General features: G+C 52.0%; 18 protein-coding genes. 15 read left to right on the forward strand and 3 right to left on the reverse strand.

Going from position 1 to position 25,007, the window contains the following annotated elements; genetic code table 11:
* Nucleotides 1-28: 28 nt before the first annotated feature.
* Entirely contained in the window at nucleotides 29-1,132 is a 1,104-nt protein-coding gene (gene proB, locus RB297_RS00365; RefSeq protein ID WP_217993017.1) for a glutamate 5-kinase, read from the reverse strand.
* 366 nt (nucleotides 1,133-1,498) lie between these two features.
* Nucleotides 1,499-2,692: a pyridoxal phosphate-dependent aminotransferase gene (locus RB297_RS00370; RefSeq protein ID WP_096773313.1), complete on the reverse strand. Its 1,194-nt coding sequence runs from the start codon at nucleotides 2,690-2,692 to the stop codon at nucleotides 1,499-1,501.
* Between the two features lie 256 nt (nucleotides 2,693-2,948).
* Between RB297_RS00370 and RB297_RS00375 the strand changes: the two genes are divergently transcribed.
* Together RB297_RS00375 and RB297_RS00380 are read left to right on the forward strand one after the other, a co-directional pair.
* The gene (locus RB297_RS00375) at nucleotides 2,949-3,761 is read left to right on the forward strand and encodes a carbon-nitrogen family hydrolase (protein ID WP_096773314.1); all 813 of its coding nucleotides are present in this window, start codon (nucleotides 2,949-2,951) and stop codon (nucleotides 3,759-3,761) included.
* Between the two features lie 92 nt (nucleotides 3,762-3,853).
* Nucleotides 3,854-4,039, forward strand: coding sequence for a hypothetical protein (locus RB297_RS00380; RefSeq protein ID WP_009595149.1), 186 nt, complete (start codon nucleotides 3,854-3,856; stop codon nucleotides 4,037-4,039).
* A gap of 133 nt (nucleotides 4,040-4,172) precedes the next feature.
* Here the strand turns inward: RB297_RS00380 and RB297_RS00385 are convergent, their stop codons facing one another.
* Nucleotides 4,173-5,105 (reverse strand): LysR family transcriptional regulator, encoded by a 933-nt coding sequence (locus RB297_RS00385; protein WP_375119425.1) that lies wholly within the window; start codon nucleotides 5,103-5,105, stop codon nucleotides 4,173-4,175.
* A 184-nt stretch (nucleotides 5,106-5,289) separates the two neighbouring features.
* Here RB297_RS00385 and leuC point away from each other — a divergent pair, with 184 nt between their 5' ends.
* The 13 genes from leuC to RB297_RS00450 all read left to right on the forward strand — a co-directional run bounded on the left by leuC (nucleotide 5,290) and on the right by RB297_RS00450 (nucleotide 24,712).
* Nucleotides 5,290-6,714, forward strand: coding sequence for a 3-isopropylmalate dehydratase large subunit (leuC, locus tag RB297_RS00390; protein WP_375119426.1), 1,425 nt, complete (start codon nucleotides 5,290-5,292; stop codon nucleotides 6,712-6,714).
* A gap of 20 nt (nucleotides 6,715-6,734) precedes the next feature.
* Entirely contained in the window at nucleotides 6,735-7,337 is a 603-nt protein-coding gene (leuD, locus tag RB297_RS00395) for a 3-isopropylmalate dehydratase small subunit (protein WP_375119427.1), read from the forward strand.
* A 235-nt stretch (nucleotides 7,338-7,572) separates the two neighbouring features.
* Nucleotides 7,573-9,009, forward strand: coding sequence for an N-acetylmuramoyl-L-alanine amidase family protein (locus RB297_RS00400; RefSeq protein WP_375119428.1), 1,437 nt, complete (start codon nucleotides 7,573-7,575; stop codon nucleotides 9,007-9,009).
* 41 nt (nucleotides 9,010-9,050) lie between these two features.
* On the forward strand, nucleotides 9,051-9,746 hold the full coding sequence (locus RB297_RS00405) for a GerMN domain-containing protein (protein WP_096773316.1): 696 nt from the start codon (nucleotides 9,051-9,053) through the stop codon (nucleotides 9,744-9,746).
* Between the two features lie 201 nt (nucleotides 9,747-9,947).
* Nucleotides 9,948-11,333: an N-acetylmuramoyl-L-alanine amidase family protein gene (locus tag RB297_RS00410; protein ID WP_375119429.1), complete on the forward strand. Its 1,386-nt coding sequence runs from the start codon at nucleotides 9,948-9,950 to the stop codon at nucleotides 11,331-11,333.
* Nucleotides 11,334-11,371: 38 nt separating this feature from the next.
* On the forward strand, nucleotides 11,372-11,974 hold the full coding sequence (locus tag RB297_RS00415; protein ID WP_375119430.1) for a GerMN domain-containing protein: 603 nt from the start codon (nucleotides 11,372-11,374) through the stop codon (nucleotides 11,972-11,974).
* Nucleotides 11,975-12,052: 78 nt separating this feature from the next.
* Nucleotides 12,053-14,782 carry an S-layer homology domain-containing protein gene (locus tag RB297_RS00420; RefSeq protein ID WP_375119431.1) on the forward strand — a complete coding sequence of 910 codons (2,730 nt, stop codon included), beginning with the start codon at nucleotides 12,053-12,055 and terminating at the stop codon, nucleotides 14,780-14,782.
* A gap of 85 nt (nucleotides 14,783-14,867) precedes the next feature.
* Nucleotides 14,868-15,539 (forward strand): endonuclease III, encoded by a 672-nt coding sequence (nth, locus tag RB297_RS00425; protein ID WP_009595169.1) that lies wholly within the window; start codon nucleotides 14,868-14,870, stop codon nucleotides 15,537-15,539.
* A 258-nt stretch (nucleotides 15,540-15,797) separates the two neighbouring features.
* Entirely contained in the window at nucleotides 15,798-16,079 is a 282-nt protein-coding gene (locus tag RB297_RS00430; RefSeq protein WP_015734596.1) for a hypothetical protein, read from the forward strand.
* Between the two features lie 204 nt (nucleotides 16,080-16,283).
* Complete coding sequence (locus tag RB297_RS00435; RefSeq protein WP_375119432.1) at nucleotides 16,284-19,925, forward strand: dynamin family protein; 3,642 nt, start codon at nucleotides 16,284-16,286, stop codon at nucleotides 19,923-19,925.
* A gap of 542 nt (nucleotides 19,926-20,467) precedes the next feature.
* Nucleotides 20,468-22,246, forward strand: coding sequence for an ABC transporter ATP-binding protein (locus RB297_RS00440; RefSeq protein ID WP_015734598.1), 1,779 nt, complete (start codon nucleotides 20,468-20,470; stop codon nucleotides 22,244-22,246).
* A complete protein-coding gene (locus RB297_RS00445) occupies nucleotides 22,243-24,108 on the forward strand; it encodes an ABC transporter ATP-binding protein (protein ID WP_009591381.1) in 1,866 nt (621 codons plus the stop codon). Before RB297_RS00440 ends, RB297_RS00445 begins: the two co-directional genes overlap by 4 nt.
* A 142-nt stretch (nucleotides 24,109-24,250) precedes the next feature.
* Entirely contained in the window at nucleotides 24,251-24,712 is a 462-nt protein-coding gene (locus RB297_RS00450; protein ID WP_009591358.1) for a GNAT family N-acetyltransferase, read from the forward strand.
* Nucleotides 24,713-25,007: the final 295 nt, after the last annotated feature.

Here is a 25,007-nt window from a genome sequence, read left to right on the forward strand (position 1 = left end):
AAGAAATAACTTCGGAATGCGATACGGACTATTTTAACGTAATCCATTCATCGCGGTGAATAACCTCGAGCCGATGGATTTCGCCGATAATACCGATGACTTGGCTGCTCGGCAATCCGAGCACGGCCTGCAGCTGGTCCTCGTCGTAATTGACGATGCCTCTGCCGAGCCTTACGTTGTCCATATTGACGACTTCAACCACATCGCCTGCATGGAAACTGCCTTCGATCCGTTTAACGCCAACGGGAAGGAGGCTGTGCCCCCCGTGGATCAGCGCCTTCTCGGCACCGGGATCGACTACGATCCGACCCAGCGGCGAGGACATAAAGCCGAGCCATTGCTTTTTCACAGGCAGGGCCGACAGGTGAGTGGCAAAATACGTACCTTTGCCGCTGTGCCCCAATGCTTTCACCAGATCGCCGGGCTCGTTGGCTTTGCCGATGAATACGGGAACGCCGCCGCGGGTGGCGATTTTGGCGGCATCGATCTTCGAGCGCATGCCGCCGGTTCCGACGCTGGAGCCGGCCCCTCCCGCCATGCTGTAAATTTCATCGGTAATGTCATGAATTTCCTCGTATTTTATGGCATCCGGCGACTTGCGCGGATCGGCCGTGTATAAGCCGTCCGTATCGGTCAGGATGATTAATTGCTGAGCGCGGACCAGGTTGGCGACCAGTGCGGATAACGTATCGTTATCGCCGAATTTCAGCTCGTCAATCGAAACCGTGTCGTTCTCGTTAATGATGGGGATGACGCCTTGCTTCAAAAGCTCCGTAATCGTCATGCTGGCGTTGTTCATGCGTTTGCGGTTCGCAAAGTCCATTCTCGTCAACAGAATCTGGGCCGCTTTCAGTTGATGGGAGGCCAGCGCATTCTGGTAAGCCCGCATGAGCAGCGCTTGGCCCAATGCAGCGGATGCTTGCTTCTCATGGAGCAGCTTGGGCCTCGTCTCGTACCCGATCTCCCTAAACCCTGCTGCGACGGCTCCGGAGGTCACGAGGAGAACTTCATGGCCGGCCTCGCGGAGCCCGGCAAGTTCCCCGGCAAAAAACGCGACCGAATCCAGATTAAGTCCGCCTTCGTCTGTCGTTAGGGAGCTGCTTCCAATCTTTACGACGATGCGCGAGAGCATCGTGATCACTTCCTTGTATTTATGATGGTAGGAACGGCTGTTACGAATCCATTTCCCTGAAAATAAAAAAACTTTCGTCCTGTATGAGAAAGGACGAAAGTTGGACTTCCGCGGTACCACCTTTATTGATGAGCGCAGCTCATCCGGCTTTGGCCCTGTAACAGAAGGCGCTGTCCTGGCAAGCCAGGCCGCTCGGGGGTAGGATTCGGAAAGGGGTCACGGCAAATTCTTTCAGCCCATGGAATTTGCTCTCTGATCATCGTGCCGCATGCTTTCGTACTGGTCCCGTCTTTGCGTTTGGGAAACTGCATTCGATTGTTATTGCAAGAATAGCACATCGTTTTTGATTTTTCAAAAGGAATTAGGTTAGCCGAACAGGTTCAGCTTGCCAATCCGGTAGGCGGCTTCCCGCATTCGTTCCTCGCTGCTTAACAGGCCGACGCGGACATACCCCTCGCCGTGATCCCCAAAGCCTACGCCAGGCGCGACGGCCACCTTGGCCTCCTCCAGCAGCAAGTCGGCAAAGGATACCGAGGTGTATCCCTTCGGCACGGGCAGCCAGCTAAAGAAGGAGCCGGCCGGTTTCGGGGCTTGCCACCCGATTTCGGACAGGGCGCCGAAGAAGGCATCCCTTCTCGACTGGTAGCGCGACACCAGTTGGTCGACGCAGTCCTGCGACGAGGTGAGAGCCGCAGCAGCAGCCGCTTGGATGCCGCCGAACAGGCTGACATAGATATGGTCCTGCAGCATATTGATCAGCGAGATGATGTTTCGGTTCCCCAGGGCGAAGCCGACGCGCCATCCTGCCATATTGTAGGTTTTGGAGAGGGTGTAGAATTCCACGCCCACCTCCTTGGCGCCTTCCGCTTGCAGGAAGCTGACCGGACGGTCTCCGTCAAAACCGATCGCCCCATATGCAAAGTCACTGGCTACCACGATCCCGTGTTCGGCGGCGAATGCCACCGTATCCTCGTAGAAGGATAAAGGAGCGACGGCGGATGTCGGGTTGTTCGGGTAATTCAGGAACATCAGCTTCGCTTTTTCCCGGTCTGCAGGCGATATAGCGCCATAGTCGGGAAGGAAGCGGTTATCTGCGGTTAACGGCATGAACTTCATTTGCGCGCGGGCGAGAGCAACGCCTGACCAGTAATCCGGGTAACCCGGGTCTGGGACAAGACAGACATCCCCGGGATTCAGGAGGATTTGCGGCAGCTGCACCAGCCCGGTTTTTCCCCCGAACAGAATGGCGACTTCCGTTTCCGGATCCAGATCGACGTTATAGTCCTCCTTGTATCGATGCGCGATGGCTTCCTTCAGAAAGGAAAAGCCGGTAAAAGGCGAATATTTGTGAAACTGCGGATTGTCGGCCGCCTCCTTCAGGCTCGATACGATATGAGGCGGCGTGGGCTGATCGGGATTTCCCTGCCCGAGATTGATTACATCATGCCCTTGAGACACTTGGCGGTTTACCTTGGAGACCAGGGTCGCGAAAAATTGCGTAGGCAGCTGGGCCATGATCTCGGCCGGCTCTATGTGGAAAACGTCTGGCTTTTTGTTCATTGCTGGTTCATCACTCCGTTATCTGATTACACTCTAAATACGTCTATAATGGAAAACAATTAGGATTAATTTAACACGATTTATCAGGGGTGTATAGAGGGAAATGGGGCTAGGGTGTTGCAGCAGCGGCGCTGGAGAGGCTATGATGATGACATATAAGAGAAGGTTGAACCCTGGATAGAAGAATCGGCTCATGCGTTTCATGATCGCATGGAGGCCGCCCTTGGATTCAACTCAAACAACGGGAGGCTGCAAGATGACTGGAGAAACAAAGGCTCAGCTTCATATCGCACTTATTCAAGCTGACATTGAAATAGGCAACGTCCAGGCCAACATGGATAACATGCTCGGCATGATGGAGAAGGCGGCAGCGGCGAACCATAAGCCGGACGTGATCGTGCTGCCGGAGATGTGGAATACCGGATATGCGCTGGACCGGATCCAAGAGCTCGCCGACCCTATGGGGCAAGAAACCTCTTCGATGCTGAGCGAGTTTGCTCGAAAGCACCGCATCCAAGTCGTCGGCGGTTCTGTAGCCGAACGGATCGATGACCGGATTTATAACAGCATGTACGTCTTTAACCGGAACGGGGAGCAGATCGCCAAATATTCCAAAATCCATTTGTTCCGCCTGATGGACGAAGAGAAGTTCCTGCAAGCCGGACAGCATACCGTAACCTTTGAACTGGAAGAAATGAAGGCGGGCGCGTCGATCTGTTACGATATCCGGTTCCCAGAATTGTCCCGCACCCTCGCGCTCGGCGGCGCTCAAGTGCTGTTCGTGCCTGCGGAATGGCCCCATCCGAGGCTGCATCATTGGAGAACGCTGCTCATCGCCAGGGCGATCGAGAACCAAATGTATGTCGTTGCCTGCAATCGCGTAGGAACCAGCGGCGAAACGGACTTTTTCGGTCATTCCTTGATCATTGACCCATGGGGCGAGATCATCGCCGAAGGGGATGAGCGGGAAACGATCGTGACAGGCACGCTGGATTGCAAGCTCACGGATGAAGTGAGAGGACGCATACCGGTTTTTGAGGACCGTCGGCCTCATTTGTATGTCCAATAGAACATGTAAGATCCAAACCTCCAAATATGAAGTTTCATCTGGGCAGCGGCGGGTATACTATGGGTAATCCGTCTGAGAGGAGGCTTTGAATCATGGCAGAGAACAACCAATTCGACAGCCGAAACAATGAACAGGAACAAGAACAGAAAGAGCAGTTCCGCAATTTTGTTGAGAGCGTAGCCGGAGGCGGGAACGGGAAAAACGAATCGATTCAGGATCAGTCCCGTACCGCGGACGAACAGAACCGAATGATCGACCAGCATAATTTGCGCAAATAGGGTTCGGTTTATGATGATCATGGGTAATCTTTTGGCTTTCAGGTAAAAAAGAAAAAGAGGCACAGCCGTTTGTCGTTCGACGATGGCTGTGCCTCTTTGCTTATTATTCGTTTTAAACTGCATTCATTTGCGATTATTTATCTTGAACGCCTTCTACCACAAGCTTGTCCATGACCTGCTTGAACGTGTCGATGAACGCATCCGCCGCTTTGGACAAATACCGGCCGTTTCGGTAAGCGACGACCAGCGTGCGGCTCGGCACCGGATCCGCGAGCGGCAGATATACCGGAATAAACTCGCTGCGTTTCGCTCGGGCAATGAACCGGGGAACCAGCGTGATCCCCATCCCGGTAGCGACCAGAGACTGGAGGGTTTCGATGTTGCTGCTCTCGAATACAACGTTCGGCTCGAAGCCGGCCTCCCGGCATATATCGAAGGTTAGCTTCCGGAAGCCCTGACCCTTCTTGAGCACGACAAACGCTTCGTTCCGGATTTCGTCGATCGTAATGGGCCGTACGGGATCGGAGGCCGCCCGCAGCGCAAGCGGGTGCTGGGGAGGAACCGCCAAATCGATCATTTCCTCGCCGATCGGAATCCAGGACAAGGACGGCTCCGCCAGGGGCAGCGCAAGCAGGCTGAGATCCGCCTTGCCGCTGGCCGTCAGCTTCTCCAGATTCACGGAGGAGTCCTCCAAAAGGGTGATTTCGATATCCGGATATCCTTTTTTGAAAGCAGGCAAAACTCGGGGCAGCAGATGAGAGCCGGTTATCGGCATGCTGCCCACGACGACTTTTCCCTTTCGTAGCTGGGAGATGTCCGACATCTCCTGTTTCAGCTGCTCGACGGCGTCCATGATCTTCTGCGCATGCTCGACAAAGCTGGCACCGGCATGGGTAAGCTCGACGTTGCTCGTATTGCGCTGGAACAGCAGCACCCCGAGCTCTTTCTCCAGCTTGGAGAGCTGCTGGCTCAGGGAAGGCTGGGCGATATGAAGCTTCTCCGCGGCGCGCGAAAAGTTTTTGTCCGCCGCGATTTGCAGCGTATATTGCAGTTGTCTCAATTCCATGTAAGCATCACTCCGTTATAGCTGAATCCTATTACATCTATAGATATTATATCTTGGAACAATGAAGAAGGAAATGATATATTACTATCAACGTAAAGATGATGCGTTGTAGGCCTTCCCAATAGGGATAAGGGACTCAAGCAATTATCTTCTCATGGACGTAAAGAACAATGGGGTGATTATGATGAGTAAGAAGACAATGTTCGAAAAAATTTGGGATAACCACGTGATTTATCAGGAAGAAGGCAAGCCGGGTATTTTGTATATCGACCTGCATTTGGTCCACGAGGTGACTTCCCCTCAGGCATTCGAAGGTCTGCGTCTCAGCGGCCGCAAAGTGCGCCGCCCGGAACTTACCTTCGCCACGATGGATCACAACGTACCAACGAAAGACCGTTTTAACATCACGGATCCGATTTCGAAGCAGCAAATCGACACCCTGACCAAGAACTGTCAGGATTTTGGCGTTACCCTGTATGATCTGGACACGATTGACCAAGGCGTAGTGCACGTTATGGGCCCTGAGCTTGGCTTGACGCATCCCGGCAAAACGATTGTGTGCGGCGACAGCCACACATCCACTCACGGCGCATTCGGTGCGCTGGCGTTCGGTATCGGTACGAGCGAGGTTGAGCACGTCCTGGCAACCCAATGTTTGCAGCAGGCCAAAGCGAAAACCATGGAAGTTCGTTTTGTTGGTCGCCGCAATCCGGGCGTAACGGCGAAGGACATGATCCTTGGCGTCATTGCGAAGTACGGAACCGATTTTGCAACAGGCTATGTCATCGAATATACGGGCGAAGCCATCCGCGAGTTGTCGATGGAAGAGCGTATGACGGTGTGCAACATGTCCATTGAAGGCGGAGCCAGAGCGGGCATGATCGCTCCGGATGAAACGACGTTTGAATATTTGCGCGGACGTCAATATGTTCCGCAGGGCGAAGCTTTTGATGCCGCTGTAGCAGCTTGGAAAGAGCTTGTGACAGACGAAGGCGCCGAGTTCGACGTGGTGGTTGAATTCGACGTGGAAACGCTGATCCCTCAAGTAACCTGGGGAACGAGCCCGGGAATGGGTACCGACATTTCCTCGACGGTTCCTAACCCTGCAGACTTCAAGACCGAGAACGAGCGCAAGGCAGCGGAGAAGGCGCTGGAATACATGGCGCTTGTGCCAGGGACTCCGATGTCCGAGATTCCGATCGACTATGTCTTCATCGGTTCTTGCACGAATGGACGCATCGAGGATTTGCGGGCAGCAGCAGCTGTAGCGAAGGGACATAAAGTGTCCAGCAATGTGACCGCCATCGTCGTTCCGGGATCGGGCCGAGTGAAGATTCAGGCCGAAAAAGAAGGGCTCGACAAAATTTTCGTCGAGGCAGGTTTCGAATGGCGCGAAGCAGGCTGCAGTATGTGCCTTGCGATGAATCCGGATGTACTGAAGCCTGGACAGCGCTGCGCTTCCACATCCAACCGGAACTTCGAAGGTCGCCAGGGCCGCGGGGGCAGAACGCATCTCGTATCGCCGGCAATGGCAGCGGCAGCTGCGGTTAAAGGACGCTTCGTGGATGTACGTGATTGGAACTTTGCAGCCGAAGAAGTTGTGAGCTAAGAAGGACGGAGGAGAAGTTTATGCAAGCATTTACGAAATTAAACGGTATTGTCGCACCTGTCGACCGGGTGAATGTAGATACGGACGCAATTATTCCTAAACAGTTTTTGAAACGGATTGAACGCACGGGATTTGGACAGTTTCTGTTTTACGAGTGGCGGTTTGATGAAGAGGGAGGCAACATCGACAGCTTCTCGCTGAACCAGCCCCGCTACCAGGGTTCGACCATCCTGATCTCGCGTGCCAACTTTGGCTGCGGATCTTCCCGCGAGCATGCGCCTTGGGCGATTCTCGACTACGGGTTCCGCGTGGTCATCGCTCCATCGTTTGCTGATATTTTCTACAACAACTGCTTCAAGAACGGAATTCTGCCGATCAAATTGTCGGAGGAGCAGGTCGAAGAGCTGTTCCAGCGGACGGAATCGAACGAAGGCTATAAACTGAACGTGGATCTGGAGAACAAAACGATTACCGATGATCAGGGATTGCACATCGACTTTGACCTCGACGAGCACCGTCGTCAATTCCTGCTTCAAGGATTGGACGATATCGGTTTGACGCTGCAGCATGAAAGTGCAATCGATGCTTACGAGAAAAAACATGGGGATCGCTTGTTCGCCTAATTTCGCAGTCAGGCTTCAAAAGGTTACAAGATTATTAAACTTCCATTTCCTGTGTAGGAAATGGAAGTTTTTTTTGGTATTATGGAATTAATATGCAGCGGCAGCCACGATGGATCAACGTTTGATGTCAGTATTTGTCCGGAAGCATGCATACGGGAATACTGATTTACATAGGTTATGTTTTTTTGCTAGATTTGCTTTTCAAATTCAATCATGGGATGATCGAGGTGGATTCATGAAGAAGTTAGGGTTTGTTATGATGTTGATAGTCTTCTTGCTGGCGTTTCCGAAGAGCGGCGAGGCCAGTTCTTCAAGTGCGACCATATTTCTTGACGGGGAACCATTGAATTTGTCTTCGGGCGTCCAGGTAGCCAACATGAAGGGCAATGTGATGATTCCGATACGCGTGGTATCCGAGAATCTCGGTTTCAAGGTAGGCTGGGAGAAGGCCAGCCAAACCGTAACGGTTGAAAATAGCGAGAAGACGGTCCGCATGGTGGTCGGCAGCCAGCAGGCAGAGCTGAACGGGGCCCAGGTAGATCTGAATTTGGCGCCTGTCTTGAATGGGCCGACCACGCTAGTGCCCCTCCGTTTTGTAAGCGAGCAGATGGGGCTTGACGTGAAATGGGACAACCAATCGAAGGCCGTGTACCTTTCAAGCGCCGCACTGCCTACCACCGGAGCCGAGATTGATCCAGGTGAAGGAAGCAATCCGGGCAGTCAGACGCCTCCGCCTGCGGAATCTGGAAATAAGGGTTCATTGACGGGGCTCAGCTTTAGCGACAACCGTCTCATGATTGCAACGGAAGGCGCCGTGACGCCGAAAGTGTTCAGCATGACGGGGCCTGACCGGATTGTTATCGATCTTCCGGACACCGTCTACTCTGCTTCATTCCTAAGCGGACATGCCGTGAACGCGCAGAACGGCGGCAGTATGGAAGCTGCGGATTATTCCGACGTTACGAATATTCGATATGCCGTGTTCAGCGACAACCCGCCAACCGTGCGTATCGTATTGGATTTGACTGGACCTAAGAATTATGCGGTGACCCAGGAATCGGGCATCATCATCGTTGATCTGAACGCAGAGGGCGAAATTCTCGTACCGCCGGTGCCGCCGCTTACCGGGAATGGCAAGAAAACGGTTGTCATTGATCCCGGTCACGGTGGTATCAAGCCGGGGTCGATCAGCCTTACGGGAAAAACGGAGAAATCATTTAATTTGGATATTTCCCTTAAGGTTGAAGCACTGCTCAAAAAAGAAAAGAATATCAATGTAGTGATGACTCGCAGCGACGATTCACATCTTGAGCTCAGCGATCGCGTGAAAATCGCAAATAATTTAAAAGCAGATATTTTCGTGTCTATTCATGGAAACAGCAACGCGTCCAGCAGTCCCAGCGGTACGGAAACGTATTATACGAGAGATTCCAGCAAGTCATTGGCGGATGTGATCCATAAACATCTTGCAAAAGCGACAGGTCTCAAAGATCGTGGAGTTAAATACGGTAGCCTTCATGTTACGAGGGAAACGACGATGCCGGCTGTCCTGCTCGAGATTGGCTTTTTGAGCAACAAGGGTGACGAAGCCCAGTTGTTTAAAGACGATTTCCAAAATCGTGTTGCACAAGGTATTGTAGAGGGTATTAAAGAATATCTTAAAGTACAATAATGTGTACAAGATTTGATGTAACTTAGAGGGGGACACAAGCCATGAACAAAAAATATTGGATGACCGGATTGCTGGCGCTTCTGCTTGCATTTAGTGCCGGCTGCGGACAGAAGCCGACTGCGGCCCCCGCCGAGACGGGCCCGGATACTGAAGCTGGACAAGTACAGACGCCGCAGGACGAACCGGGCGATGACAAGGCGGCGGATGATCAGAAGCAGGGCGAAGCCGAAGCAACTACCGTGAACGCGAGCGAAGGAACAAGCACGCCGCCGGAGAAAACATCCGCTGGAAGTACGGGTACGCCAGTCGATACGAAGGACGTGAACGCTGCGGAGGATCAAGCGAAGAAAGCGAATATTAAACTCTATTATACGGACCCGGAGATCATGGATTTGAAAGAAGCCAGCAAAGAGATCACGTACTCGGGCGAAGAGGATAAATATAAGAAAGCTTTTGAAGGTCTTCAAAAGAGCGGAGATGCCGAATTGAATCCATTATGGTCGGATAAAATCACGCTGAAATCACTTAAGTTCGACAACGGAGCATTGACGCTGGATATCACCAAGCCGGCAGAGGCGAATCTTGGAGCTGGAGGGGAAATGTTTGCGATTGATGCCTTGCAAAAAACGTTCTTCCAGTTCGATGAAGTGAAGTCCTTGGAATTGCTTGTAGACGGTAATCAGATTGAGAGTTTAATGGGGCATGTTGAGCTGGAGCATCCTATGACTCGAAAATAGAACAAAGGAACTAATTCTGAATTTCATACGAAGGACTAAACACCTATTTCGCTTGTCGAAATAGGTGTTTTTTTGGTAAATAGGGAACAATTTCGCAACTTTCAGTGAGTCTAAGCGTCTATAGGTTGTCAGGTAATGTCGGACAGGCCGAGTGCAGAAACGCCAATCTATGGCAAAATAATAGGATGGTAGGGGTGAAGGATGAAGAAGTTCGGTTTTTTAATGTTTCTCGTTGTCATCATGATTGCGTTTCCTAAAATGGCGGATGCGAGTTCGTACAGCGCAAGGATTTACCTGGATGGTCAACAAATCAATCTGTCATCTGGCGTGAAGGTGGAGAACAACAACGGTACCGTCATGGTCCCGATCCGCGTCATTTCCGAAAATCTCGGTTTTAACGTGAATTGGAACAAGGCAGCGAGGACGGTAACGGTTGAAGACGCCTGGCAAAAAGTGACGATGGTGATTGGAAGTCAGTATGCCGACATAAACGGCCAGCGTGTTCTAATGACGAAGGCGCCTGTTCTTCGAGGCGGAACGACCCTCGTTCCGATTCGCTTTGTAAGTGAGCAAATGGGCCTTCAAGTAAGATGGGATAACACGCAGAAAGCAGTCTATCTTACCTCGTCTTACGATGGCAGTAACCCTGGCGAAGAACCCGGCGTCGCTACGTCGACCGTGGACGGCCTCAGCTTCAGCGAAAACAGGCTGATGGTCGCCGTTACGGGCAATGCGAAGCCAAAGGTATCGAAGCTCAGCAGTCCGGACCGTATCGTCATTGATATGGCGAACACGAATTTCTCCGAGACGTTCAGCAGCAACGCCGATTTCGATGACGTGACGAAGAGCGGCCAGATGACGGTGTCGGGTTACCCGGACGTCAAAGCCGTCCGTTACTCCTTGTATAACAGCAACCCGATGACCGTGCGGATCGTCATTGATCTGAACTATGCCAAGAACTACACCGTATCAGGCCTTGAGAACGGATCGGGCCTGTTCATTGTGGATCTGAACACGACCTCTAACCCTGCGCCGGAACCCGGTACGGGCGGAAAGAAACTCGTGGTCATTGATGCGGGTCATGGAGATCATGATCCGGGAGCGATCGGGGTAACGAAGAAGAGGGAGAAGGATTTCAACCTCGCGATGGCGCTGAAAGTTGAGAAGTTGTTGGCCAAAGAAAAAAATATCGAAGTCGTTTTGACTCGCAGTAACGATACTTTCCTCGAGCTGAAGGATCGCGCGAAGATTGCGAATGATCTGAAGGCTGATGTTTTCATATCGATACATGCTAATAGCGGCCCATCCACTGCAAGCGGAACCGAAACGTATTATTACAATGAATCTGACAAAGCGCTGGCGAATGCCCTTCATAAAGAAATCGTGAAGGCCATGGGTTTAAAAGACCGCGGAGTGAGATACGGCAACTTCCATGTTATTCGCGAGACCAAGATGCCTGGCGCCCTGCTGGAAGTCGGGTTCCTGAGCAACAAGACCGATGAGAGCAAGCTGTTTGATCCTGCAACGCAGGATCGGGTAGCCGAGGCAATTGTCAGAGGCATCAAAAATTATTTGAAGGTTGATTAACGATACGACAGTGATCGTGATTGCAGGAGGTGGCTATTTTGAATAGAAAAATTTGGGCAGTCGGACTTTTGGCAGCCGTTATGCTGATTAGTGCCGGTTGCGGACAGAAACCCGGAGCAGCACCGGACGATACGCCGGAGCAAGTGACACCTGCACCTGATGATCAGACAGGACAGAGCAATGGGGGAACATCGAACGGTTCGGGGGGCACGTCAACAGGGAACGGCGGCAATGAAGCGACAGCGCCGGAATCCAAAACGGAGAGCATTAAAGCTTACTATACGGACCCGGATTTGATGGAGCTGGTTGAAGGCTCGGCAGAGATCTCGTATAAGGAAGATCAGGAAAAATACGAAGCCGCATATCAAGCATTGCAAAAGAGCGATAAGGCCGACATGGTTCCCCTATGGGAGAAAATCGAGCTGAATTCGTTGAAATTCGAGAACGGCGCTCTGACGCTCGACGTGACGGTCCCTGACGAAGCCAACTTGGGTGCTGGCGGCGAGTCGTTTGCCGTCGAAGCCATCAAGAAAACGTTCTTCCAGTTTGACGAAGTAAAATCACTTCAAATTCTGGTCGATGGTCAGCAGACCGAATCGTTGATGGGGCATGTCGATTTAGAAAATCCAATGACTCGGTAATGATGGTTGAAGGAGATCACGATCTGCTGTCGAATATTAGTATATGATGAAGCAGTAGTAATTGAGAGGGGAAAGAAAATGGTACTTAGACACAGCAAACATGTTCATTCCAAAAAAGTGGTCTCCGCCGTCATGGCCGGACTTATAGCATTCGGAGGCGGAGCTTCGATCGTCTCGGCAGATGAGGAAGCAGCAAATGCGACAACGGCAAATGCACCCCAAACGGCCATTAACGTATTCAGCGACGTGAATGCCGGTTATTGGGGAGAAAAGTACATTTATCAATTAGCAGCACAGGGGATCGTGACCGGGAATAACGGAAAGTTTCGTCCGAACGATCCTGTAACGCAGCAGGAAGCTGTGACGATGGCGATCCGGTTCTTAAGCATGCAGGATCAATTAAGCAGCGGCGCTGCGACATTACCGACAAATGTTAAAGTGAACGATTATTTTACGAAGTATGTTGAACTGGCTTTTCAGCAAAACCTGCTCGACAAGCAAAAAGAATCCGGATACACGGACGAGAAAGTCATCTGGGGCGCGCAGAAAGCATCCCGGGAATGGATAACCGAAGTGCTTGTCCGTTCCATTGGACGTACCGCGGAGGCCAATGCCGCCAAAAATAAAGCGACAGGCTTTGCGGACAACGCCAAGATATCCCCGGATCGTTTGGGATACGTTAATGTGGCGGTTGAGCTGGGCCTTGCCAAAGGCGTGAACGGAAACAAATTCGATCCGCAAGGGGCGGTTACCCGTGCCCAGCTTGCAACGTTCTTCAGCCGGGCTCAAGCGTACATTACCACGAATTACGAGAATCAGTACAAAGGCTCCATCGCTTCGATTGAGAACGGCAAGCTGGAGCTGTATGCCGACGGCAAGCTGAACTCATTCAAGCTGGATTCTTCCACGGCTTATTTTGCGTCCGATTCGGAGAAAAGATTGCAGTTTTCGGACATCAATCCATACACGCAAGCGGTGGTCGTCGCGAATAACGGAACCGCTGCTTACGTGGAAATTACGGATCCAACCCAGCAGGTGGAGCGGTTTGACCGCACCTATGCCCGTTTGTCTCCGAACAACGTGATTTGGCTTGATACAGGCAGTACATTTGAAGAGCTGAGTTACGAGCCAAGCACGGTTTTCCTGGACCAGAACGGTAACCAAATCGATCCGAAGACGCTTGCTGCAGGCAGCTTGCTTACCATTGAGCGCGAAACCTACAGCCCGCAGAAAAAAATCGTGTCGATCCGCGTGAAGAGCGGCTTGGTGAACAAGACGGGAGCGGGCGTCGTCCAAAACGTGGACACGGCGAACAAAAGAGTAACCCTTAAGGACAGCACCGGTTATGAGGACACGTACACGTGGGACGATGCTACCGTCATTCGCTATCAGAATCAAATTCTGTCACCGGCGGAGCTGAAGAATGGTTATGCCGTGAATTTCACGGTAAAAAACAGCATTCTTCAATCGGTGGAGGTCACGCAAAGCGTCGACCGCACGATACAGGCGATGCTGTATTCTGTTGAAGAGAACGGAAAAACCATCACGTATAAGCGCAGCGGAAGCACGCAGCTCGAAACGAAGTTTCTGGCAGAGAAGCCGGAAATTATTATGAGTGGCGTGGCGAAGCCCGTTTTGTCCGATTTGCTCGCTGACGCCGTATCCGGCGATCAAGTGACGCTGACCATCAATGGCGAGGAAAAAATCACGAAGATCGAAGTAACGGGCCGTCAAATGGAACAGCTGGATGCCGTCACCATCGTCAATTACGATGCGAAGACGCACTGGCTGACCGTCAAGGATGCTAACAATCAGCCTCGCGTCATCATCCTGGACGATAAGACGAAGCTGGAATCGAGCAACGGAACAACGCTGGACAAAGTGGAGCCGCTGCTCGGAGCAGGACGCAAGGTCAGCGTATCGCTCATTGGCACCCGTGCGCTTTCACTGGAAGTGGTTTATAAAGTTGAAGGTAAAATCAGCAGTATTAACACAGCCAAGAAAGTGATATCGATTGTGGCCGCCAACGGAAAAGTGGAGGAAATTCCATACAACAGCACGCTGCTTGTAGAAATCTTCGGAAAATCGAACGCTTCCCTGGCGGATGTGCGTGTCGGCGACGAGGTTTCGGCGCAGCTGTCGACCAACCAGGATTACTTGCAGAGCCTGAAACTCAAGACATCCGCGCAGTTCGAGGTCGTATTCACCGAACCGGCGAAAAACCGCATTCGAGTGAAAGCGAATGGCGCTACAAGCGATATTTACACGGACAAAGCAACATTGACCGGCGATAGCGGACAAGCGATCCTGCTTGCAGACCTGCGTCCCGGAACTCTCGTTAATATTACGCTTCAAGGCTTAACTGCTGTTTCGGTTGCCGAAGTCAAATTGACGCTTGGCGAAGTCACCAGCTTGGATGCTTCGGGCAATGTATTGACCGTGAAGGATCATTCGGGCAACAGCCAGACCCTAGGCGTAAGCGGCGGCGTCAAGGTCGTCAAGAATGGTTCGACGGCTTCGAACTTAAGCGCGTTGACGCAGGGAGATCGCGTAGAGATTCGAAAAGACATTCAAGGCGTAACGATCATCCAAGTCCTGGAGAAAATCGAGCGTGCGTTCTGGCAGGCGAACAACACCGAAATTCAAGTGAAACGCAAATCGATTAACGATAATTACCGATTTACGTTATCCGATAAAGTATTTGTTCATCAAGGTGACACGACTTTGTCCGTGCAATCCCTTAAGGAAAATGATAATATTGTACTGTACTTAAACAACGGTGTCGTTGTTGAGATCGTAAAACAGTAAATTATCGACCTGGGATTGCTCGAGAAACACCGTCTTGATGCGGGGATTTCCGCATCAAGATTTTTTTTTGCGGGAGGGAAATCATATGAATGCGGCAACGGTGCGGCATATTTTGGACACGATGGAGAGCATGTTTCCGGATGCACATTGCGAACTGAATCACAGCAATGCGTTTGAGCTGACCATCGCCGTGCTGCTGTCCGCCCAGTGCACGGATGAAACGGTAAATAAAGTAACAAAGGATCTGTTTCAGAAATACAAAACGCCTTTGGATTACGTATCGGTACCGATCGAGGAGCTTGAGCAGGATATCAGACGGATCGGGTTATACCGGAACAAGGCCAAACATATTCAGAACTTGTGCAGGATTCTGATCGAACAGTATGGCGGGGAAGTACCGGAGGCTCATGACGAGCTGGTCAAATTGCCCGGGGTTGGACGCAAGACGGCCAATGTCGTCGTTTCCAACGCCTTTGGCGTGCCTGCCATTGCGGTGGATACGCATGTGGAGCGGGTATCCAAACGGCTTGGACTGGCTGCTTGGAAAGATTCCGTGCTGGAAGTGGAGAAAAAGCTGATGAAGCGGGTGCCGCGTGAAGAATGGACGATGACGCATCATCGGATCATTTTTTTCGGAAGGTACCACTGTAAAGCTCAAAATCCGCAATGCCCGGTATGCCCGCTGCTGGATGTTTGCCGCGAAGGAAAGAAACGTATGAAAACCTTAGCAGTCAGGAAGAATAAGGAACAACCGTAACACCAGCAAGAAACAGACAAAAAAAGAAACAGTTCATCTGATTCGGGAGAACACCGAACTTTGACAGCCGGCGAATGGGCATCATTGCAAGCAAGCCAGCGCGCTTGCCTTTGTCTCCGGATTTCTATTTCGGCCGCATGGGCGAATGGAAATCTGGAAACAACTGTGACCGAATAGAAATGCCGGATATTCGCAAGGTGAATAAGGAATGCACCCCGGATCAGCAGGAGCTAAATTTAAAAGAGGATGGGATTACACATGAAATGCATCTCTGTTTACACCGACAATTTTGAATTGTTCTCGGATATTTTTGAACATGTGGTGGAGAGCCAGAACCAACTGAGCGAGAATGAAGAGCAGGAAGTGGAAGGCGTGACGTTCAGCCACTCCGGGGATGCTCCCGAGCATTATTTGGAGCGTATGTCTCAGAAGCCGGAAGTGGTCGTGATGCGCGATAAGTCTCGCGGTTTAACCATTTTGCAGCACGGAAACGTGTTCGAAATTTTGATTCCGGCAGAAGAGAACACCGTCGTATCTTAAGTTCTTCAAATTTGATGTTTTAAAAAATGAGATGTTGAACCCATGGCAGGCAAGGAAGCGTTTCTTCCTTGGCCTGCCATTTTGCATAGAGCGGGACAAACGGCGGATCATGAAATGATTCCTTTACGGCGCAAGCGGTGATAAAATAAAATGATGTGAACAGATGGTGTCAGAGATGGAGAGATCAATGGACAGGAGCGAGAAATGACATTGAAGTTGATGACTGATGAAATCGGATACAGCATGACGGAACTAAATAGAGTCCGGGACCGTTTTTTGGACTGGAATGACGAGTCTTCCTCCGCATTGACCGAGGATTTGATACGCAAGGGTACTGGCGGCGAGCTCACGCTTGCCTTCTGCGGTCATTTTTCAGCTGGGAAGTCAAGCATGATCAATGCGCTTTGCGGCAAAAAGGTGCTGCCCTCGGGTCCGGTGCCGACGAGTGCCAATGTGGTCACGATTCGAAGCGGCGAGCCCCGGGCATTGATTCACCGGACTGTCGCGGACCATGGGGAGCCTATCAAGGTAACGATCGACGAACTTGCGGAATACTGCAAGGAGGGCCGGGAGTATTCCGCGATTGAAGTGTGGGATGACGTGCCGCTGCTTGGCGCGGACGGAGTATTGATGGATACCCCCGGTGTCGACTCGACCGACGACGGGCATCGGCTAGCGACCCATTCCGCTCTGCATATGGCGGATATCGTGTTTTACGTCATGGATTACAATCATGTGCAGTCGGAGAGTAATCTGATGTTTGCCAAGAGCCTGTCGGATTGGGGGAAGCCGCTATATTTGATCGTGAATCAGATCGACAAGCATCGTGATGACGAGCTGACGCTGTCCTCTTACCTGAACGACGTCAAGAAGGCATTCGCCCAGTGGAAGATCACGTACAAAGGGTTGTTATGCACCTCGCTAAAAGTGCAGGACCATCCTTATAACCAATGGGAGACGCTGAAGTCTTTGATCGGCGAACTGATATCCCGGAAGGAGCCGCTGCTGCGCCATAGCGTTTCCTGCTCCATTCGTCATGCTGCGGATCAGCATGTAGAAGCCTATACCCGCAGTCATCAGGAGGAGAAGGAACGGCTGCTGGAGGAAATGGGCGGCGAGGAGGCCGCAGCGGCGCTGCAAGCGCGCTTGCAGGAGCTGGAAGAACAAAAAAGAACCGTAGCGGGGCTGCCGGAAACGGTTCGCGCAGAACTCCGCAAGGAAGCCGATAAGCTGCTGGCCAATGCCAATCTGACGCCGGCGGATGTTCGGGATTTAAGCCTGTCTTTCCTGGAGAGCCGGAAATCTGGCTTTAAGGTCGGGTTCCTCTTCTCGGGCGGCAAGACGGAGGAAGAGCGCCGCCGCCGTCTGAAGGCCTTCCATCATCGTTTGGAGGAGCAGACCTCTTCGCAGGTCGACTGGCATCTGCGTTCGCTGTTCCGCAATAGCGTCGAGCAGCATGTGGAATGGAATGCCGAATGGGAACGTTTAATGGACGCCGAACTTCCGGGCGTGCGGGAGGATATGATTACGCGAACCGTGAATCCGGAAGCCACGGTGTCAGGCGAATATGTATTGAACTATAACCGGGAGCTGGCCGAGGAAATCAAGGGCAGCTACCGCATGGCCGTGTTGGTGCTTGCCGACCGGCTGAAGGCGGCATTGACGGACGCTGCGGCCGTCCGTCTGCAGGAGCTGAAGCGCCAGGGCGCCAAGCTCCTGGCGCAATCAGCGGCTTCCGCCAGCTACGCAGCCCTGCAGCAGGCGGAAGCCGCCCGCGCGGCCGAGCTGGCCGAGCTGCTCCCGCCGCGCACCTCCCTCACCCCCGGCCTCCTGCCGGAGGTGAGGGAGCCGGAGGGGCCGCCCGCGCATGCGGCTGCCCAGGGCGGCGCCCCGGCGGCGCAGCCGGGGCAAGGGCGCACGGCGCCCCGGGCCGCCGCTTCGCAGGCGGCACCGCAGCGGCGCCAGCGGCTTGAGGCCGCGGCAGCCGAGCTGCGCGCAGCGGCGGCGCTGCTGGCGCCGCACCCCGCGCTGGCGTCGGCCGCGCGGGATCTGACCGCCCGCGCGGATGCGCTTGCGGGCGGCTCGTTCACCCTGGCGCTGTTCGGAGCGTTCAGCGCCGGAAAGTCCTCCTTCGCCAATGCACTGCTTGGCGAGTCGGTCCTGCCGGTATCGCCGCATCCGACAACGGCGGCGGTGAACCGCATATTGGCACCGGCCGAAGGAAGATCACATGGTACCGCAGACGTGCGTATGAAGAGCCGCGATATGTGGTGGGACGATTTGAAGTATTCCTTCGGCGTGCTGGGTCTCCAAGAACCGAATCCGGCCAATTGGCGGAGCGTGGCCGAAGGTTTGAATCCGGCCGGAATTCACCCGGCAGGCCTGCCGCATTACGGGTTCCTAAAGGCCGCCGCCTCCGGCTGGGATGAGATGGAGTCCAGGCTCGGCACCACGGAAACGGTAGAATTGGCCGAATATCGGGGATACGTGGCGGACGAAACCAAATCCTGCTTTGTCGACGGGATCGATCTGTATTACAGCTGTCCGATGACGGAGCAAGGGATCGTGCTGGTGGATACGCCGGGAGCGGATTCCCTGCATGCCCGGCACACCGGCGTCACCTTCAACTATATTAAGAATGCGGATGCGATTGTTTACGTAACGTATTACAACCATGCGTTCTCCAAAGCGGACCGGCAATTCTTGTCCCAGCTGGGCCGGGTCAAAGACAGCTTTGCCTTGGATAAAATGTTCTTTATCGTCAATGCGGCTGATCTAGCTCAGTCCGAAGACGAGCTGAATGAGGTGGTGAAGCATGTGCGCACCAATCTTACAGCCAGCGGCGTAGGCAGCCCGCATATCTTCCCCGTCTCCAGTCTGGCTGCGCTGGACAATAAGCGGCAAGGGGACGAGGAGAAATTGCAGGCATCGGGATTCCCTGTTTTCGAAGAAGCGCTGGGCCGATTTGCGGTGGAAGAGCTGCCAAGGCTGTCCCAGCGTGCCGGTTATGATGAGATCGCTTCTGTGAGGGACCGTATCCGGGGGTGGGCTGAAATGGCCGCTCAGGATGAGACCACGCGCAAGCGGAAAATCGGGGAGCTGGAAGAGGTGCAAAACCAAGCCATGGCCCGCCTTAACGCTTTGGCGGAGCAGGAAATGGCACGCGACATCGGTCAAGAAAGCAGCGAGCTGCTGTTTCACGTGCGGCAGCGGCTGGATTATGCCATGAACCGTTTCTTCCAGGAGTCGTTTAATCCTTCCGTGCTTCGGGAGGATGCAGGGCATTTGAAATCGGCATTTGCGGCTTGCGGACGTGATTTGATGCGAACGATGTCCGTAGAGCTGGATCAGGAACTATGGGCCACCACGCTTCGTTTGGAGACGGCCGGCCGCAAATTAACCGAAGCCGCGGCATTTAAGGCCGCAGCCGATATCAACGGCATGGCCGAGGGCCTGTCACTGGCCATACGCCGGGATCCGGACTGGGCACCGCCGGAGCTGGACGAAACGGAGCTGCAAATCCAAGGGGATTGGTTAACCTTCTGGTCGACCTTTAAGAATCCCAAGCATTTCTTTGAGGGCGGCGGAAGTTCCAAGCTGCGCGAAGCGGCTGAGCCGAAAGTGAAGGAAGCCGTGGCGGGTGTGGTCGGCCTGCGGGAAGAGCAGCTGACGGACCACTATGTTCGAATGAGCGAACGTTCACTGCAGCATCATGTATCCGCTTTGGAGGAACAGCTGAAGGAATCCATGGCTGCCATACTGGGTTCGCTGCAGGACGGCCAGTCTCCGTTGATGTGGCGTCAGCTGGCGGATGATTTGGAAGCCATGATAAAGTCAGCGCAGTAAAGACGGAACATTCCCGTCTAGCATGAAGCAAGAGTTGCAATAGAATAGCAGCATGGTGCGAACTTCTGGTAAGGTTCGTTCCCTTTTACCGGATGAATGAACGCTAATCACATGTTGAACCCTCGAAAGACGTCCCATATGCCATCCGTGGCGGGGCGTCTTTCGTCCTATTATTATCGATGGACCGCTCTCCTGATGAAAGCGGCTTAGGACGATATGGCATATTTTTATCCGCTGCAGCGAACGTGAATAGGATGAAACCAGCTTAGGATATTACCCTTTTTCAAGCATGTTCAAAAAAGTCGAAAATAGCGGATAAAGCCTAACGGTTGAAGGGACTGACAATGTGATTATATCCCCTAGTAATGATGAGAATTCCCGATGATTTCATCATGAAACAATGATAAGTTATACTATTTGCCCCCTTTAGGTCCTTTAGGCTCATTTATGACGGTTTTCTCTCTTTGCCGCGGGTTCGGGTCGATGATAAACTTCATAAATGCTACATAACCTGAACGTAAAAAATCCAAAGGAGGATAAACATGAATGTTCTCAGGCAACTGCAGGGCTTCTTTTGGGAGAAACGAAGTTATCTTTTTCTTTCCATTCTGTGTCTGGCGATTGCAACCGCTTTAGGTCTTGTCTATCCGCAGCTGTTAAAAGTGCTGATTGACGATGCAATCAAGCTGGAGAATTACGGCATCGTACCGCAGCTGGCACTCACCGTGCTGGGCGTGGTCATCCTTAAAGCTTTCATGCAGTTTTTGCATGGATTCTTTGGAGGGAGGCTGGGGAATTACCTGGCTTATTCGTTGCGAAACGCCTGCTATGAAAAGTTGCAATTTCTATCGTTCCGCTATTACGACACGGCTCGGACAGGGGATTTGATGTCGCGGCTGACGGGGGATTTGGAAGCAATCCGGATGTTTATCGGCTTCGGTTTTGCCCAACTCCTCAACCTCGTACTGATGGTGACTTTCGGTTCCATCATGATGTTCACCATCAGCTGGAAATTGACGCTGGTTACTTTGGTAGCGATGCCATTTCTGGTGTTCGCAGCTCTGAAATTCGAGTCCAAGATCCATCCGGCGTTCCAGGAGATGCGCCTGGCGCTCAGCTCGCTGACTACCGCGGTGCAGGAGAATATTACGGGTGTTCGTACCGTTAAATCCTTTGCTCGCGAGCCTCACGAAGTCGAGAAATTCTCCGAACGGAATGAGCGTTACAAAACCAATCAGATATTCGCCTCTTCCCTGTGGGCCCGTTATTTCCCGATGATGGAGCTCTTTGCGAATGTCAGCGTCGTCATTTTGCTTGCCGTCGGGGGCGCCATGGTTATCCAAGGTTCCATGACGGTAGGGGAGCTGGCAGCATTCTTCACCTTAATTTGGTACATAATCGGACCTCTTTGGGGGATCGGGTTCCACATTAACAACTATACGCAGTCGAAGGCTTCGGGTGAACGGGTGCTGGAGCTGTTGAATCAGCCCATTGATGTCGAAGACCGTGAGCGTGCGGTAGATTTGGTGCCAAGCCAGGTGAAGGGTCATGTCGTGTTCGACAATGTCACCTTTGCTTACGGCAACAAGATGGCTGCTGTCAAAGATATCAATCTGGATGCTCGTCCCGGCTCCGTGATCGGTTTGCTGGGGGGAACAGGTTCAGGGAAGTCAACCATTATCCAGCTCTTGATGCATGCCTATAACGTGAATCAGGGCAGCATCAAATTAGACGGCGTGAACATCAACGATATTAAGGTCCGGAGTCTGCGCAGCCAGATTGCAACGGTCTTCCAAGAGACTTTCCTGTTCTCGTCCAGCATCCGCAACAATATTTCTTACGGGATGAAGGACGTTAGCATGGATGAAATCATTCGGGTAGCCAAGCTGGCCAAGGCACATGACTTCATTATGGAAATGAAGGATGGCTACGATACCATTGTCGGTGAACGGGGGATGGGTCTTTCCGGCGGACAGAAGCAGCGGATCGCGATTGCCCGTGCCCTTCTGAAGGACCCGAAAATCCTGATCCTAGATGATGCCACCAGCGCAGTGGACATGGAAACAGAGCATGAAATCCAATCCGGTTTCCAGGAAGTCATGAACGGCAGAACGACCTTTATTATCGCTCACCGTATTTCTTCCTTGCGTCATGCGGATGAAATTCTCGTTCTGGATGAAGGTAGAGTCGTGCAGCGCGGCAAGCATAACGATTTGATTGCGGTGCCGGGACCTTACCAGGATGTGTACAAAATACAATATGCGGACCTGATTGCAAAGCAAGCTCAAGCAGGAGGTACGCCAGGGCAGGTGCAAGCATGAACGCCAACGTAAATACTGAACCGCATCAGAAGCAAAAGATTCCGAGGCCGCGGAAGCCTTCGGAAGAAACCAATGAACGTTTTGTATACAAGGACGACGATGCGATCGAGAAGCCGTTTAACTGGACGCAGCTGACGCGTCTGATCTCGTATATGAAACCATATGCCAAACAGATTCTCCCGTTGATCGGCCTCATGATGATTATCGGCACGATTACGAAGCTTGCCATTCCATTCCTGACGAGTTTGGCTATCGACCAGGCCATTGACCCGAAGGAAGGAAATCCGAGCCTGACCCTGCTGTATCAGATTACGATCGCCGTTCTGGCGATGTATATCATTCAATGGGTTGCCGGGATATTCCGGATCAAGTTTACGAATATCATTGGTCAGCGGGTTATCTATGACCTTCGAGCAGATTTGTTCCAGCATATACAGCGCCTATCCTTTAATTTCTTTGACAAGCGTCCGGCGGGATCCGTGCTGGTTCGCGTTACGAACGATGTCAACTCCCTGCAGGATTTGTTTACGAACGGGGTTGTCAATCTGATCATCGACTGCGTGCAGCTTGTCGGTATCGTAGTCATCCTGCTATTAATTAACTGGAAGCTTGGTCTAGCTGTTATCGTTACCGTTCCGATCATGTTCTTTATCTCTACGAAACTCCGTGTGCGCATCCGGCGTGCATGGCAGGAAGTACGGATCCGGAACTCGCGGATTAACTCCCACTTGAACGAATCCATTCAGGGAATCCGCGTTACCCAAGCTTATACGCAAGAAGAAGAAAATATGAAATTTTTTGATAACATGAACCTGGACAGCAAAAAGTCCTGGGATAGGGCGTCGGCCATGAACCAAGGGTTTGGGCCTCTTATCGAGATTACCGGGGGGTTCGGTTCCCTGATCTTGTTCTGGCTTGGTGCCGTATTGATTCAGCAAGGCGAGCTCACGATCGGTCTGTTGATTGCCTTTACCCAATATGTCGGGAACTTCTGGGAGCCAATCAATCGGCTTGGCCAAATGTATAACCAGCTGCTTGTCGCGATGGCATCGTCCGAACGTATCTTTGAATTCATAGACGAGAAGCCGAGCATCGATGATCAGCCTGGCGCGAAGAAATTGCCGACCATTAAAGGGGACATCAAGCTGGAGAATGTGGTGTTTGAATACGAAAAAGGACGCCAGGCTCTAAAAGGCATCAATCTGGACGTGAAGGCAGGCCAGTCGATTGCGTTGGTCGGTCATACCGGATCAGGCAAAAGTACCATCATTAATTTGCTCAGCCGCTTTTATGATATTACGGACGGTAAGTTAACCATCGACGGGTACGATATTCAATCGGTGACGGTAGAAAGCCTCAGGAATCAGATCGGCATCGTGCTGCAGGATACCTTTATATTCTCGGGTACGATTCGGGATAATATCCGCTTTGGCCGTCTGGATGCGACCAATGAGGAGATTGAAGACGTGGCCAAGGCTGTGGGCGCCCATGAGTTTATAGTCCAGATGCCGGGCGGCTACGATACCGAGGTCGAGGAACGCGGTAACATGCTGTCCATGGGGCAGCGGCAGCTGCTATCCTTTGCGAGGGCGCTCCTTGCCGACCCGCGGATTTTGATTCTGGATGAAGCAACGGCAAGTATCGATACCGAGACGGAATTAAAAATCCAGAGTGCCCTTAAAGTGCTGCTTCAGGGACGTACCTCCTTCATCGTGGCGCACCGTTTATCAACGATCCGCCATGCCGATCATATCGTTGTGCTGGATCACGGGAAGATCATCGAAGAAGGAAATCACGACCAGCTTATGCAGAAGCAGGGGACATATCATGGGCTGATTGAAGCACAATACCGATTTTTGTAAAAACGGCTTAACAAAGGTTTAACAAAACGGACACAAATGTAAAAAAAAATGTCGCTTGATACTTGCAATCTTCTTCATAAACTTACAAAATAGAAGTAGAGTTTACTCAGAATTCATAGAAGAAGGGAAGCATGAGGGTATAATGAGCATCGAAAGCGTAATTTCTGCGCCTGCACTGCTGATTCGAAACTTTGAGAAGAATGATTTGGAAGCTGTCACATCCTTGATGCGAGAACTGAATTATCCGACCACGCTCAACGTCATGCGTGAACGGATGGAGTCCATGAACGACAACCCGTTATACGGCAACCTGGTTGCCGAGGTTGATGGAGACGTCGTCGGCATGATCATGCTTCGTCAAGTCAAATCCTTCACTATGACCGAACCGGTCACTCAAATTACTTCGGTTATTGTAACCTCAAGCTACCGCGGCCAAGGAATTGGCAAACGACTGATTCGCGGTGCAGAGACATGGGGAAGACAGCATGGTAGCCACCTCTTGTTTCTCACAAGCGGCAACCGGGAAGAACTTGCTCCCGCACATGCATTTTATGAACATATTGGATTTGAAAAGGCTGGTTACCAGTTCAGCAAAAAGCTGTAGCCTGGGCCTTTTCATTAACCCACCCCGTTTTCGGGGTGGGTTTTTTCTTGTTATGACCTAGATTCTATGGAAGTTTAGAAGTTTTTACTGCTTATCACAGATACAAGGAAGTCATTCGATCAGGACCGGTATTGGTTTCTGGGGCCCTGAGCATAAAGTAGGAATTCAAGGACTCCTTTCCAACAATTGTAGGATTGCCGAAGGTATCAAATGTGTTACAATGTGTTCGTACCTGATTACAAAAATGTAACCAATGCCTGACCGCCCCACACCCAACTAGTTCAACATCTTAGAA

The sequence above is a fragment of the Paenibacillus sp. CR_12 genome, assembly GCF_041953985.1.
In the GTDB taxonomy this organism is placed as follows: domain Bacteria; phylum Bacillota; class Bacilli; order Paenibacillales; family Paenibacillaceae; genus Paenibacillus_AQ; species Paenibacillus_AQ lautus_A.

Bases quoted from the DNA above. Each gene is read 5' to 3' on its own strand.
- proB (WP_217993017.1), bottom strand. From the start codon at position 1,132: ATGCTCTCGCGCATCGTCGTAAAGATTGGAAGCAGCTCCCTAACGACA.
- RB297_RS00370 (WP_096773313.1), bottom strand. From the start codon at position 2,692: ATGAACAAAAAGCCAGACGTTTTCCACATAGAGCCGGCCGAGATCATG.
- RB297_RS00375 (WP_096773314.1), top strand. From the start codon at position 2,949: ATGACTGGAGAAACAAAGGCTCAGCTTCATATCGCACTTATTCAAGCT.
- RB297_RS00380 (WP_009595149.1), top strand. From the start codon at position 3,854: ATGGCAGAGAACAACCAATTCGACAGCCGAAACAATGAACAGGAACAA.
- RB297_RS00385 (WP_375119425.1), bottom strand. From the start codon at position 5,105: ATGGAATTGAGACAACTGCAATATACGCTGCAAATCGCGGCGGACAAA.
- leuC (WP_375119426.1), top strand. From the start codon at position 5,290: ATGAGTAAGAAGACAATGTTCGAAAAAATTTGGGATAACCACGTGATT.
- leuD (WP_375119427.1), top strand. From the start codon at position 6,735: ATGCAAGCATTTACGAAATTAAACGGTATTGTCGCACCTGTCGACCGG.
- RB297_RS00400 (WP_375119428.1), top strand. From the start codon at position 7,573: ATGAAGAAGTTAGGGTTTGTTATGATGTTGATAGTCTTCTTGCTGGCG.
- RB297_RS00405 (WP_096773316.1), top strand. From the start codon at position 9,051: ATGAACAAAAAATATTGGATGACCGGATTGCTGGCGCTTCTGCTTGCA.
- RB297_RS00410 (WP_375119429.1), top strand. From the start codon at position 9,948: ATGAAGAAGTTCGGTTTTTTAATGTTTCTCGTTGTCATCATGATTGCG.
- RB297_RS00420 (WP_375119431.1), top strand. From the start codon at position 12,053: ATGGTACTTAGACACAGCAAACATGTTCATTCCAAAAAAGTGGTCTCC.
- nth (WP_009595169.1), top strand. From the start codon at position 14,868: ATGAATGCGGCAACGGTGCGGCATATTTTGGACACGATGGAGAGCATG.
- RB297_RS00430 (WP_015734596.1), top strand. From the start codon at position 15,798: ATGAAATGCATCTCTGTTTACACCGACAATTTTGAATTGTTCTCGGAT.
- RB297_RS00435 (WP_375119432.1), top strand. From the start codon at position 16,284: ATGACATTGAAGTTGATGACTGATGAAATCGGATACAGCATGACGGAA.
- RB297_RS00440 (WP_015734598.1), top strand. From the start codon at position 20,468: ATGAATGTTCTCAGGCAACTGCAGGGCTTCTTTTGGGAGAAACGAAGT.
- RB297_RS00445 (WP_009591381.1), top strand. From the start codon at position 22,243: ATGAACGCCAACGTAAATACTGAACCGCATCAGAAGCAAAAGATTCCG.
- RB297_RS00450 (WP_009591358.1), top strand. From the start codon at position 24,251: ATGAGCATCGAAAGCGTAATTTCTGCGCCTGCACTGCTGATTCGAAAC.